Raw genomic sequence first — 13,315 nt, 5'->3', positions numbered from 1 at the left:
TATGCGTCTCTACATAAAAACTTCTCAAACCAAATTTAAACAGCTTCTAAGGGAGCCTGTGGTAGCTTTCGGCCCTTGCATTAGCCCTGCTGTTTAATTTTTTGAACAGATACTTTGTAAGTACAATTAGTGATATTAAAATGCCTGCAATAATAACATAACCTGTTAATTGCTTTGATGCGGCAAGTGTGGCCTGCTGCTGCATGGTACGGTACAGGTTAGCCGCACCATTTACATTTGCAAGGTAATTGTTGGCATCAAGCTTACCGGCCAGGTAATCGAGATGTTTTATCCGCTGATCATACAAAAAATAACCATACAATGCCGAAATGATTCCCCCGCCTATAAATGAACGTACCACAATCATCGCTCCTGCCGCGCTCAACACTACGGTAAGGTTTAAATTACGGGTAGTGTATAAACCAACGGCTACGTAAAGCAATGCTGTACCAAAGCCTTTAATAATTAAAGGCAGCCAAAAATCATTGATATTAAAATCATTGGCAAAGCTGTTGTACATCATAATATGGTAGATAACAAAGCATAAAAAACCGGCTAAAATCAAGATCTCGGCATCAAAACCTTTGTAGTACCAGAAGAAACACAAGACACACCCGGCAAAAATTCCCGGCACCAGGTAAAGATTAAGCTCGCTATTGCGAATGGCTTCATAGTGCAATATTCCGGCTGTAAAGGTTGATTGAAAAGTACCTGGCAGAACTACTCCTAAAAAAATGAAATATAAAAGACCGGAACGAAAAGTTGCCTTCCCGAAAATTGAAAAATCAAAAAAAGGTCGCTTGAGAATTAGCTCCCTTCGCAAAAAGAGCAAAAAAGTAATACCGGCCCCCCAAAAGGCCGCAATGATATTATTGGAAGCGCCCCAGTCTTCAACTTTACCGTTAACTGTCGCGTAATCAAGCATCATCATGGATGAGCCAAGCAATATCAACCCGATATAATCAATCTGATAAAATGGAAACTTACGTTTTAAAGGATGATTTTCGGCAAAAACCAGGACCAGCAAAATGCAGAATAAAAGCAATATAAACACCACAATGTATGAATAGCGCCAATTGTATGTATAAGTGAGCTGCGTAGTTAACCAGGTCATAAAGTACAAGCCGCCAAGTGCTGTAAAATAAATAAAAGGATAAAGTCTGCTGGTATCAAACTTTTTGCTCCATACCAACAGCCATATAACATAAACTTCAACCAATGCCCATATTTTTACAAAACCCAGCACCAGGCATGCAGTAATGGTAAGTATAGTGTTGCTTGTTGTAGCACATATAATATTCATAAGCAGCATCATTAACAAACCTGTTAATAATAACTGCTTGTTGCTAAACCTCAGCTTAAGCCGCACGTGTGCAATAAGCCCCAGCCCCATACCTATATACATGGCGTTGTAGGCTTGTGTATAGGGCTCGGTGTACACTCCCAGATCGCTGTAAATATCGGTAGTGTTGCCCAAAAAAATCCCGTTGCATACCAGGATCCCTAATATGAGTATAAATAATACCGGCAGCTTTATATAAACCGGCACCCATTTGTAAAAAAGGTCATACAGTTCCATATGCAGTTAATTTGCCAGTCGTACCTCTACATTCATCCCGGCTATCAGCCGGTTAACATCATCGGCTTTGCCGGGCAGCAATTCAATTTTTACGGGGATGCGCTGTTGCACTTTTACAAAGTTACCGGTAGAATTATCAACCGGTATGGCCGAATATCTTGAGCCGGTTGCCTGCGAAATAGCCACCACCTTCCCCATCATTTCCTTATCATCCAAACCATCAATTTTAAGCCTAACCTTTGCCCCTATATGAATTTTACCTATCTGGGTTTCTTTGTAATTAGCCACCACCCATTTGTTGCCGTTCCGTACAAATGACAGCATGTTTTGCCCCGCCTGCACCAACTGGCCTTCCTGCACATTACGCCTGCCGGTTACGCCATCATAAGGCGCGGTAATAATGGTATAGGATAAATTAAGTTTGGCCAGATCAAGCGCGGCGTGGGTGCGTTTAATGTCGGCCTCGTTGATATCCACTCTTTTTGATGTTTCGCTGGTTGAAAGGCTGGTAGTATTGCGCTGGCGCTTTAAAGCAAGGGTTTGTGCAAGCAGGGCATCATACTCGGTTTTTACCTGGTCAAACTGTTGCTGGGTTGCAGCCCCCTCTTTTAATAAGGCCTCATAACGATTGTAGTTTTGTTTAGCATTCCACACACGGGCCTCGGCAGCCTTGATATTAGCATCGGTAATGCCAATGTTGCTCTGCACTGTATTTACCGATGATGAGGTTACTGTTTTTGCAGCCTGCGCAGCAAGATAAGCAGCTTCGGCCTGTTCAACCTGGATCTTATATTCCCGGTCATCTATCAAAACCAGGGTATCCCCTTTTTTCACCTGCTGATGCTCCTCAAATTTCACCTGTTTAATATAACCCGGGATGCGTACGTTTATAGGATTAATGTATTCCTCAACCTGGGCATCATTGGTATAAACATCTGTATCAAGATTAAAATAGGTAGATATGCCCCATACAATGGCACATATCACGCAAACAATAAGTAAACTGTTCACGAGGGTGATCAGGAGCTTTCTGTTTTGTTTTTTATCTGTAGTATTTTGATCGCTCATAGCTTTTATTTTTAAAGGGTACCAACCGCTTTCAATAACTGGTAATAGGTATAAACAACATTGATCCGGGCGTTAACAACCTTGGTTTCGGCCTCAATTTTTGTGCTGGTAGCATCAATAAGGTCGGTAATGAGGGCCAGCTGGTTAAAGTATTTTTTCTCCACTATCCGGTAATTTTCATCGGCCGATTGCTGGTCGCTTTTCAGGGTGGTAAATTCATCAATGGCTTCGTTGTATTTAATATACCGCGAGCTTACATCAACCCCAACATTTTGCCTTTGCAGCAGTTCCTTTTGCTTTGATTGCTCCAGCTGAATTTTACCCAGCTTAATTTTCCGGGGCGACTGATAAATAGATGAAATATTATACTTTACACCGATACCTGCCTGCCATACATTATAAAAAATATCAATAGCAGGTATAGAGTTCAGGAAAGGGCGCTGCAGGGCGCTGCCGGTAAAAACAAAGATCTCGGGATACCTGTCGGTACCAAGCAATTTGATATTGGTTTCGGCAATAGAATTTTCAACTGCGGCTATTTTAAGCTCATGATTTTCGCGATAAGCTGCTTCGGTAAACGATGTTACACTTTCGGCAGGTTGTTGCTCATTAAGCAATGTGCTGTCGGGGATCAGCCGTGATTCATCAGCCTGGCCGGTAACCATATTGAGTTGCTTGTTAAGGATAGCGATGGAATTGTCCGTTTTCCGGATAGCCAGCCTGAGATCAGAAAGGGTAAGCTGGGTACGCAGTACATCATTCTGCGTTACTATGCCCTGCTTTTGCATTACAAGAATATTTTTAAGCCGGCTTTCGGCCAGTTTAGCATTATTGATGTAAACCTGCTTCAGGTTTATGGCCCGATAAATATCAAGGTATTGGGCTGCTACCAGAAGCTTGATATCCTGTGTGCTTTTTTCGAGAGATAACACGGCAACCTGTTCTTCCAGGGTTGATTTACGGATGCTGTTGTTAATTTCTCCCCCTTTAAAAATAGCTTCGGCAGCCTGTACAGTTAACTGGGTAAACTGATGGGGGATATGCCCCTTCTGATGTTCTGAAAATGAAGGGTTCCAGATATCGGCATTACTGATATAGCCATAATTGAGCCCGGTTGAGATGTCTGGCAATCTGTAAAGCTTATCAATTTCGGTTTTTTGTTTGGCCAGTTCGGTATACTTCTCAACCACTTTAAGCTGCACGCTGTTATTCAAAGCCAGGTTAAACACCTCCTTCATAGTAAGCATTTTGTGGCTCAGGGTATCCTGCGCCAGCAAACCGGAACAATGCAGCAGCAATAATGAAACTATTACTATCCTATACCTGTATTTCATTCGGCAGATCATCGGGAAAAACGCTTTATTAAAAGACCAATTTGTATTTTATCCTACAAAATTAGCCTCCGCCAAAGCGCTTAACCTTTTAAAATCACCTTAAATCCTTTTAAAATCAAAGTAAGTATATCAGGATAATGTTTAACGTGATCCTGCGCTGCTTATACAGTTGTATGTTCCGCCTTGTTTGTTTTATAATACTGCTCCAGTTCTTTTAACCGTTCAATTTGCTCCGGGCGGGGATTAATAAAAGTGCGAACCTTTTTTACAAGATCAAAAGCATCCTGAAAAGTAAGGCCCGTTTTAAGAAGATAGGCAATTGTCATGGTTGGCCCCCGGCCTAAACCCTGCCTGCAATGAATATAAACTTTGCCGCCTTGTTTTATTTCGGCATCTGCAAAATCCGCGCCTTTTATCAGGGTATCCATTGGCGGCGGTGTATTATCAACAGTGGGCAAATGCAGGTAATGAAAACCTTCGTATTGAGCTTCGCTATAAATTGAATGCATCCGCATATTGATAATGGCGGTTATGCCCAGGGCCTTCATTTTTCTTAATCCCAATAAATTATACTGACTGCCTAAAAACAGATTGGCCGTGATCTGGCTTCTTTTAAGCGTAGGCATACCTGCAAAAACACGGTAAATGTTGTCATATACCTTTTGAAAAAATATAATAATAAGCGTTATGATGCTTTTAATTTTACTTAGCATATCAACTTTTATTACGGGGTATTAATATGTTTATCGAAGCCGGCATCACTTTAATCTTTATCTTTTTTGCCTGTTGTTCAAAATCATCACAAATAAATTTCTGATTGACATTCATACTGATAACAACCTCCCTGCATTGCCAGTGTTGCACCGCATCGGTTTTGTTTTGTAGCAATGCGCTCCCGGCTACTTTAAGTATGGACATAAAACTATTATCCTTTAACAAAATCACATCCAGTAAACCATCTGTAATACTGATACCGGGTTGTAGCGTAAAATCGCCAATGCCTATATTGCCCGAATTAGTTACAGTTAAAGAAACCGCTTCTTCTTCAATCACTTTATCATCTATTTTAAGCTTATACTTAACTTGCTCGGCATCGTTTATGGTTTTGATAGCGGTAATCCCATAGGCCAGCTGGCCGATATTATCTTTCAGTTCCCTATCGGCCTGCAGCACCATATCGGCCATAATGCCTAAATTAACCCTCAACAGAAATGGCTTATCATTCATCAAGCCCATATCAATAGCCTTGAGTTGACCGGCGTTACCTTTAAGCAATTCAAGCGCCAAAACGGTTTCCTGCGGAATCCCCAACTCTTTAGCCATGACATTGGCCGTACCTCCGGGAATTATGGCCATTGGTGTATTTGTACCATGCAAAGTGGCAGCCACTTCGGTAACGCATCCATCGCCGCCATACACTGCAACCAATTCTGTTTTTCCTATAAGGTCTTTAGCTATGCTGCCCGCACTTGTATTTCTTTTTGTCAGGCAGATATCCCAGTCGATACCTGTACCATCCAAAACTTTGTTGATGTATGATAAAATGGGTTCTTCTTTGCCAGAAGCTGGGTTGATGATAAAATGGATATGTTTAAATTTCATTTGCAGGCTGTTATGCATTGGGTTAACAGCAACAGATGTTGATGGTTTTATTTAAATAACAGCATTTTGTTGCTGCGATCATTAAAATATTAACTTTATACGTATTATCACTTGTTATGAAAATGATCCCGCTTTTTAAATGCCGAAACCTGCGGCAGGCTGTCGGCTTTTACACCAATGTGCTTGATTTCAGGCTCAAATATCCTGAAGAAACAGCTGATGATGGCGTTGTTAACCTAATAAGCGAATTTGGAGAACTGCAGTTAACCGCATATGAAAACGACCGCCTGTTTGGCTCGGTAGTAAATGTTTGGGTTGATGATGTGGATAGCCGGTTCACAAAATACCGTTCGCGCGGGTTGGATATCTCAGGCAAGAAAGAATCGCCGGTTCACCAGGGGCCAACCGACCAAACCTGGGGAACCCGCGAGTTTTATGTAACTGATATTGATGGCAACACTTTACGATTTTGCCAGCCCTTAAACTCTTAACTTCCCTATTTTTAACTACATAACGGAAAAGCGTGGCGATGTTTAGGCTAAAGCCATATCTATCACAATTTTTAACCGTCGGCTAAAGCCAGACGGCAATGAAAAAAATCATTGAATTTACTTGATTTCATTGCCGTTCCTTTTAAGGAACGGTTAATGAAACTAACGGCTGGCTTTAGCCTAAATAAAGAGTTAAGCCCTATTGAATTACTTTAACCCCTGCCGGTGCGTTAACCGTGGTTTTTACTTTACCATTAGCCTGCTTAACATGTTTGATCTTCACTATACCGTATGGTGTTGGATAAGTACCTTCGGCAAAGCTCAGATCGCCCAGATGAGGTTCAATTTTAATCACCTTACAACCCGGCTCCATAACTTTTACCCCAAGCACATATTCGGTTAACCAGGGTGTTGGCCCCGAGGCCCAGCCGTGCGACAGGCTGTGCCTGAAACCTTTGTAACAATAAGCACCATAATCGCCATGGATATCCTTCTTTCCGTCGGGAACCAGCTCATCAATCCGCGAGGCATTGGGCAGCCAGTCTATATTAAAATCTTCCCAAAAAGTGGTAGCACCAAGGTTAAGCATCGGTCCCCAGAAATTGCGGATAGCCTCAATACCGCCCTCATAATCGCCGGCTTTGGCTTTGGCCAACAGCATATAGTATCCAAAAAAAGTTGAGTAGTTATGCACCCCACCTGCCGAAAGGATTTCATTAGCCTTTTGCGCAGGCAGCAGGCCCGACAAGCCCAATAAGGCTGCTGCCTGTTTTGAACCATTGGCATCGGGCACATTGGTTTTAAGTTTCGCAACGGCTGCTTCGCATTTGTGAGCAGTAGCTGGGTCGTTGAGTATTTTGCAAAGTTCGGCACCTGCGTTCAGCGTCATTATCAGCATGGCTTGTAAACCGGCATGGATGGCAGGTTTGTTTTCGCTCGATGGCCAGTCTAAAAACCGGCCGGCTCCGTCCAGTTTCTCGCTACCGTTTGCATCAATCTGCACAGCATACTGATTCAACAACTTTACTAAATAAGACTTTTGCTGCTGCAGGTATTTTAAATTACCTGTGTGCATATACCAATCGCGCTGGATCAGGATCCACCACATGGAATAGGATACCATGCCGTTCATATAGCCGGGCAGTGGGGTAATATCACGCGCAAGGTCAAGGCTTTTGGTTACCACGGCATTATCACCAAATACGGCAGCAATAGTTGATGTTTCTGGGTGCATATCGCCTACCCATACCAGGCGGTCGCGTTTGATGCCATCCCAAAGGTAATCCTGCATATTGAGATGTACGGTGTATGCCCCCGTAAGCCAGATCTTGTTGAGCAGGGTATCACTGCATTTAAATGAGCCGAGGTAAGGGATATCGCGGTAAATAAAAATGGCGCGTGCTTCTTTCAGTTTAAGCTGGCTGTTATCATCCACCAAATCTATCCGCACAAAACGGAAACCTGTATTGCCAATCTCCAACTTACCCAGCCATGGCAGTGATACGATCACATCACGCATGGCATGATCGTTAGTAGCCCCTTTTATAGTATCGATATTTGACATAGCCTCGCTGGCCGATTCACCAAAACGGATGCGCACCCTTACCGGCTTGCCGCCCCTTGACTGGTCAGTTACCAATTGCAGACCGCCATGCAATTCCTTCCCAAAATCAAGCAGTAAACCGGGTTTGCCCTTTTCATCACTTTGCAGGATACACAGATCATTGCCTGAAAGATCAGCCTGTCCATCACCTTGTTTCAGCAGCTTTTCGGCATTCACAATATTGGTGGCCGCATCAGGCGATTTCCATAAGATACGGACTGGCGACAGGTATTTCCTTACTGTTTCTGTTGATTGTGCTTCGGCAGATCGTTTGGCATCAAAAACCGGGGGGAGTTGTTGGGCCTGGCTGATAAAACCCACAATGGTTAGGGCGATGATGGATAATATTTTCTTCATTTAAATGCCTTTTCAGTTTCTCAAACTATGTCATTGCGAGGCACGAAGCAATCGCATACTTTACAAAGTGGCCATGCTTCCGTGCGATTGCTTCGTGCCTCGCAATGACATGAATTTTGATATTCGCCACCACCCGGCTGAAGCCGGGCGGTGGCTATATGTTTATTACTTTATTAGTATTAGTACACTACCGATTTAATAGTCACCGGCCCTGTCAACCCCGAAGCCTCAAGCTGGCTTTCTGGCTTATATGGGTTTATGTTAGTCCATGTATGGCGTTCATTAACCGGTAATTTACTATCGCCAATTAAACGGTTAACCCAGGTATTTACAACTTCAATATCCACAGTGTTATTGCCCGGTTTAAGCGCGTTGGTTACATCAAGCTGATATGGGGCTGTCCACACGCCGCCAACGGCAACACCATTCACCTTTACTTTGGCCATGGCTTTTACCAGGCCCAGATCAAGCAGCAGGTGTTTGCCTTTTTCAATTTGGGCAATATTAAATGTATTATGATAAACCGCCGAACCTTAATAGTATTTAATCTCATCCTCAGGCCTCAGCGTCCAGTCGATCAATTTATCAAAGGTAACCGGGTTTGCAGGCCCCCATCTTTTTGGGTCGAAGGTAACCGCCCATGGAGTATTTACATCAACCACAATCTGTTGGGCCGGGAAATTATCAAGTTTACCCGCGCTTGCATTAGCCGCCTTCCTGAATATAATAAATGCGCTTTGATAAGCGTCAAGCTTAAGGGGCACGGTAGTAATACCTGCCTCCTGTTTATAATCAGGCAGGTTACGGCTGCTGCCGGTTGTGGCATCCCAAAGTTCAGGCGCTTTACCCCGTACCCTGAAAGCGGCGCTAATGTCTATATTCTGCGCGGTTTGGTTGGATACAAAATACATATCGCCATTGCTCAGTTTACGGTGGATGAACAGCGCCTGCCCTACAGTATTGAACTTACAATCGGGTGCTACTTTGAGCAGATCAAGCGCCTGCTGCAGATCCATTCCATTAATCACCAATCCTTTTCCATATTGATGCGTTTTTACTGAAACACTATCAATATTATCCCAAAGTGCTGAAGCCATTTTCTTAATCTCCAAATCAGCCGTGGCATAATTTTGCAGACTTGGCGAACGCTTAGGTTTGGGGCCTAATACCGTTAAGCCATCATTAACCAGTTTGGTAATGGTTTTTAATAACTCCGGGCGCATTGTTGCCAGCTTGGGCAGCACCAGTAATTTGTAGCTCATGCCACCGGGCAGTACCAGTTTGCCACTGATCACTTTGGCCCGGCCGTTCAATACTTCAGCATTAATATAATCAAACGAATAGCCTTGCGGCAATTCCGGATCACGCACGCCGGTCATTTTGGGGGCGTCTTCGCCAATAAAATACGCTACATCGGCTACGTAATTGCCCTGCCTCAGCATATAATTACAGCGCTTGATATAGGCCAGGAACAGATCCATATCATAAAACCAGGTGTTGTTGCGGTTAAACTCGTTCGAAAACCAGGCGTTTGCGCCGGGAACCCTGTTATCGGCAGGCTGCGAAATAAATACATGCAGCAGGGTATTGTTAATCCCCTCGGTAAAAAAGCGGTCGCCACGCTGTTTCATCATGGCCGGGTAGCGTGTAAAAGATCCGCCGGCACAGGTAAATGACTCGGCCGAAACCCTGGTTTTACCATAGATATGTGCAGATGATGAAGCGGCCCGGTTTTCGATATTGCCCAGATCACCCTCGCTCCAAAACTCGCCCCCTATCTCGTCCGACTGCCCCCCGTATTGCAAAAACTCACCCGGGAAACCCCAATGTCCATAATTTTCCAACCAGGTTGTAAGACCATGTTTATGACTTGCCTCACGCAGGCCTCCAACATAATCATAAGCAACTCTATCGGCAACAAAACGGCGTAAATCCCACAAAAACCTATCGCTTTGATCCTGGCTGCCTACCACACTACCATTTAATACCGGCAAGTAAGGCAAAGCATCGTAGCCATATTTAGCTTTAAAGTTTTTGAGCATATCGTCCGTCCAGTTTTGGCTTCCCGTCTCGTAACTATCTTCAACAGTTACTTTAAAGCTTTTGCGGTCGGCAGCAGGAATACGTTTCAGGATCTGGCCAAGGAAAGCGTCAAAATGTTCGGCAATGTGCTTTTTACTCATTTTATCAATCTCCAATCCACGGCCTTCTGGCGGTGCCGGGGCGTTGGTAACCTGTGTTGGTGTCATGCCGGTACGCATAATGATCCAGTTGCCGGCCGGTACCTCCCATTTCAATGTACCATCGGCCTGCATATATTTCGAGATGTCGATAACCTTTTGTGGATCGATTACATATTGCTGATCGTCAACCACAGGCTGAGGTTTCCATTGGTATTCTTTCCAGTAAGGCAGCGGTGTAGGGTACATTTTGGCCAGTGTTTTTTCGGCATAGTTTTCTACATAAGGTGATGCCGAAATTTTAAGCTCGGCTATATCACTGCCCTGTGAACCGTTACTGAATACTATCCGGAAGCTTTGGCTTGTTGTTGTGGGGACAGATACCGCAGCAGGCGCGTATGGACTAAAACCTACGTTAAGGTTAGGATTGCTCCTATCCACCACAAAGTGTTTAATGGTTTGGTAATTGCCAGCGGCATTCCGCGCCTGGATCTCACCCTCAAACCTTAAAGCTTTATGTGCAGGGTAAAAAACAAAGCTGCGGGCAGGGTAAGGCGAAGCGGCATCAATAGTTACCGATGGCTTTGGATCATTAGGAATGGTATACACCGTATTTTCATTATCATCAGTTAGGTTATTTACATGCGCGTCAACAGGTAACGCGCTAATAAAAGAACTTGCCATCTGCTCACCGTAACCCGCGGGTGCCGGGAAGGCGATCACCTTTACGTCCTGAAATTGCTTTTGGGGCTGATCCAGTTTTTTATCAAGACTCAGCGGCCCTTTAACTGTTAAAGCAGAAGAAGTAAGATACCTCATGGACTGCTCCGGCTTAACCCATGGGCCGCCGGACTGGCTCCAGCCGGGACCATTGAAGATACCGATATCTATTTTAAGTTTGGTAGCGGTTTTAAGCGCGGTATGCATAATATCCCACCATTCGGCCGAAAACATTTTTACTTTTCCATAAGGGACCTCATCCAGGCCAATGTTACCGATAAATGCCCGGTTGATGCCCACCTTTTTCATCGATTCAAGGTCTTTAACTACCCCCTCTTTAGAGATATTACCGGAGATCCAATACCAGTACACACTGGTTTGAACAGAATCGGGCGTAGTTTTAAAGCCGCTGTACAGTTTATCGGCTTTGGATGCTTTGGTTTGGGCGATACAGTGTTGAGTTAAACCGGTTACGCCAAGCGTTAACAAGATAGTAAAAGCCTTTTTGTAGATGTTTTGCATCAGATAAATGTGATTATAATTAAGATCAACTAACAAACGCCGTCATTGCGAGGAACAGCCTGTTCCGAACTGTACAGGGCGGATCTGCTAATCGGGGATTGCTTCGTTCCTCGCAATGACGATTTTTATTAAAGCTTTTCTGCTAAGTTTATAATTAAAACAATACTAAAGCTTTCATTATAATTTGGCATCCTGTACTATCTTATCCGTATTGATATACGATACTATCAGGCAGAATATCTATTTTACGTATCAAATGGCTCATTTATGAATGATTCAAAAGAGCCTATCCTGTTACCTTTGTTAAAGCTTTCACTAAAAGCGTAGCTGTTTATGGAAAACTATACTATTGTTATATTTATACTGGCTGTCATGATCGGCCTGTCGGCCATGGCCGATAAGGTAAAACTACCCTACCCTATTTTACTGATCATAGCGGGCATAGCGGTTGGCTTTGTTCCCTCTATCCCCAATATTGAGCTTAATCCCGAGATAATTTTCCTGATATTTTTGCCGCCATTGCTGTACGATGCTGCCTTTAATATCTCATACCCAACCTTTAAAACCAATATTAATACCATAGGCACGCTGGCCATTTCGCTGGTGTTTATAACGGCTTCGGGCATAGCGGTATTTGCCCATTACATTATACCGGGCATGACCTGGCCACTGGCCTTTGTATTGGGCGCCATCCTTTCGGCCACGGATGCAGTGGCCGCCATGAGCATTACCAGGGGACTTGGGTTATCGCACAGTACCAACACCATTTTGGAGGGCGAAAGCCTGGTGAATGATGCCTCGGCGCTGGTGGCCTATCGTTTTGCCGTGGCTGCTGTAACCGGCACCGCTTTTGTGTTCTGGAAAGCATCATTACAATTTTTTGTACTAATGGGAGGCGGCTTTTTGGTTGGCATGGTGATGGGGAAAATATTGGCTTTCATTATTAAACGTGTACATCAAAACGACCTGGTAACCATCAGCTTTATGCTGTTGATGCCATTTGTAACCTACCTCGTGGCCGAAGACCTGCACGTATCAGGTGTTATAGCTGTGGTTATTTTAGGGCTGAGCATTGCCCGTTTCAGCGCCAAAGTTTTTCCGGAAAAGCTGAAGCAGCAATCCAAATCCATTTGGGATATTATCATCTTTTTACTTAACGGATTGATCTTTATTTTTATCGGCCTGCAATTTCCTTACGTGATCAAAAGTATTCCAAAGGCACAGGTATGGCCTTATGTGGGTTACTCTTTCCTGATCACCATTATTGCGCTGGCGCTGCGGATGCTGCGTGTTTTCCTTCAAAAAGTAAACCTGCAGGAGGCTTTTAAAAAAGGCAAACACAAAATAACCAAGGATGCCCTGCTTGATTTTAAGAGCAGCCTGATCATCAGCTGGTCGGGCATGCGTGGAATTGTATCACTGGCCATTGCCATCGGTTTGCCGGTTACCCTGGCCGATGGCAGCCTTTTCCCCGAACGTAATGCCATTATCTTTATTTCGGTGGTGGTGGTTTTATTTACATTGATTGGCCAGGGCCTGAGCCTGCCCTGGCTGGTACGACGGCTGACTGACAAATAGTTTATGAAGAAGGGTAAATGACAAAGCGAGGTAAGACTTACGAAGTTTTAAAAACTTCGTAAGTCTGGTTGTTCAATAAATTTCATGTTACAAGCGCAGCGTGGCAACCGCACGGAAGCATAGCTACCCTGTATAGCATGCGATTGCCACGCTGCGCTCGCAATTGTAAAGGTTAGATAATTCGGTAACAGAATTAGCTTTATATAACTAAGCTAATTTTGTTATGCGAATAAACACCAATGATCTGACGCTAAAGCGAAACTATCTAAGTAAGTATCGTT

9 protein-coding genes and 1 pseudogene are annotated in these 13,315 nt (G+C 43.9%); 2 read left to right on the top strand and 8 right to left on the bottom strand.

The features are described 5' to 3' along the window. Window positions 1-46 precede the first annotated feature (46 nt). The 5 genes from ACFFGT_RS06350 to ACFFGT_RS06330 all read right to left on the bottom strand — a co-directional run bounded on the left by ACFFGT_RS06350 (window position 47) and on the right by ACFFGT_RS06330 (window position 5,583). A complete protein-coding gene (locus tag ACFFGT_RS06350) occupies window positions 47-1,579 on the bottom strand; it encodes an MFS transporter (RefSeq protein ID WP_377021672.1) in 1,533 nt (510 codons plus the stop codon). 6 nt (window positions 1,580-1,585) lie between these two features. Further along, window positions 1,586-2,647, bottom strand: coding sequence for an HlyD family secretion protein (locus ACFFGT_RS06345; RefSeq protein ID WP_377021671.1), 1,062 nt, complete (start codon window positions 2,645-2,647; stop codon window positions 1,586-1,588). An 11-nt stretch (window positions 2,648-2,658) separates the two neighbouring features. Continuing rightward, window positions 2,659-3,981: a TolC family protein gene (locus ACFFGT_RS06340; RefSeq protein WP_377021670.1), complete on the bottom strand. Its 1,323-nt coding sequence runs from the start codon at window positions 3,979-3,981 to the stop codon at window positions 2,659-2,661. A 161-nt stretch (window positions 3,982-4,142) separates the two neighbouring features. Continuing rightward, a complete protein-coding gene (locus ACFFGT_RS06335) occupies window positions 4,143-4,694 on the bottom strand; it encodes a dual specificity protein phosphatase family protein (protein ID WP_377021669.1) in 552 nt (183 codons plus the stop codon). Between the two features lies 1 nt (window position 4,695). Continuing rightward, on the bottom strand, window positions 4,696-5,583 hold the full coding sequence (locus ACFFGT_RS06330; RefSeq protein WP_377021668.1) for a diacylglycerol/lipid kinase family protein: 888 nt from the start codon (window positions 5,581-5,583) through the stop codon (window positions 4,696-4,698). 116 nt (window positions 5,584-5,699) lie between these two features. On the opposite strand from ACFFGT_RS06330, the gene ACFFGT_RS06325 reads away from it, so the two are divergent. Continuing rightward, window positions 5,700-6,074: a glyoxalase superfamily protein gene (locus ACFFGT_RS06325; RefSeq protein ID WP_377021667.1), complete on the top strand. Its 375-nt coding sequence runs from the start codon at window positions 5,700-5,702 to the stop codon at window positions 6,072-6,074. Window positions 6,075-6,273: 199 nt separating this feature from the next. On the opposite strand, the gene ACFFGT_RS06320 is transcribed toward ACFFGT_RS06325, so the two are convergent. The 3 genes and pseudogenes from ACFFGT_RS06320 to ACFFGT_RS06310 form a co-directional block, all read right to left on the bottom strand. After that, the gene (locus ACFFGT_RS06320) at window positions 6,274-8,034 is read right to left on the bottom strand and encodes an alpha-L-rhamnosidase-related protein (protein ID WP_377021666.1); all 1,761 of its coding nucleotides are present in this window, start codon (window positions 8,032-8,034) and stop codon (window positions 6,274-6,276) included. Between the two features lie 179 nt (window positions 8,035-8,213). Next, window positions 8,214-8,555 (bottom strand): annotated as a pseudogene (locus tag ACFFGT_RS06315) (glycosylhydrolase-like jelly roll fold domain-containing protein); the annotation flags it as partial. A gap of 12 nt (window positions 8,556-8,567) precedes the next feature. Beyond that, the gene (locus ACFFGT_RS06310) at window positions 8,568-11,456 is read right to left on the bottom strand and encodes a glycosyl hydrolase (protein ID WP_377021665.1); all 2,889 of its coding nucleotides are present in this window, start codon (window positions 11,454-11,456) and stop codon (window positions 8,568-8,570) included. Between the two features lie 333 nt (window positions 11,457-11,789). Here ACFFGT_RS06310 and ACFFGT_RS06305 point away from each other — a divergent pair, with 333 nt between their 5' ends. Continuing rightward, entirely contained in the window at window positions 11,790-13,034 is a 1,245-nt protein-coding gene (locus ACFFGT_RS06305; RefSeq protein ID WP_377021664.1) for a Na+/H+ antiporter, read from the top strand. The last annotated feature ends 281 nt before the right edge of the window (window positions 13,035-13,315 follow it).

Source organism: Mucilaginibacter angelicae, from assembly GCF_042434235.1.
GTDB classification, from domain to species: domain Bacteria; phylum Bacteroidota; class Bacteroidia; order Sphingobacteriales; family Sphingobacteriaceae; genus Mucilaginibacter; species Mucilaginibacter angelicae.
Note: the sequence above shows the minus strand (reverse complement) of the source record. Positions and strands in the feature narration are given on the sequence as shown.

Excerpts from the sequence above, each read along its gene's own strand:
- ACFFGT_RS06350 (WP_377021672.1), bottom strand. The coding sequence starts at position 1,579 with ATGGAACTGTATGACCTTTTTTACAAATGGGTGCCGGTTTATATAAAG.
- ACFFGT_RS06345 (WP_377021671.1), bottom strand. The coding sequence starts at position 2,647 with ATGAGCGATCAAAATACTACAGATAAAAAACAAAACAGAAAGCTCCTG.
- ACFFGT_RS06340 (WP_377021670.1), bottom strand. The coding sequence starts at position 3,981 with ATGAAATACAGGTATAGGATAGTAATAGTTTCATTATTGCTGCTGCAT.
- ACFFGT_RS06335 (WP_377021669.1), bottom strand. The coding sequence starts at position 4,694 with ATGCTAAGTAAAATTAAAAGCATCATAACGCTTATTATTATATTTTTT.
- ACFFGT_RS06330 (WP_377021668.1), bottom strand. The coding sequence starts at position 5,583 with ATGAAATTTAAACATATCCATTTTATCATCAACCCAGCTTCTGGCAAA.
- ACFFGT_RS06325 (WP_377021667.1), top strand. The coding sequence starts at position 5,700 with ATGAAAATGATCCCGCTTTTTAAATGCCGAAACCTGCGGCAGGCTGTC.
- ACFFGT_RS06320 (WP_377021666.1), bottom strand. The coding sequence starts at position 8,034 with ATGAAGAAAATATTATCCATCATCGCCCTAACCATTGTGGGTTTTATC.
- ACFFGT_RS06310 (WP_377021665.1), bottom strand. The coding sequence starts at position 11,456 with ATGCAAAACATCTACAAAAAGGCTTTTACTATCTTGTTAACGCTTGGC.
- ACFFGT_RS06305 (WP_377021664.1), top strand. The coding sequence starts at position 11,790 with ATGGAAAACTATACTATTGTTATATTTATACTGGCTGTCATGATCGGC.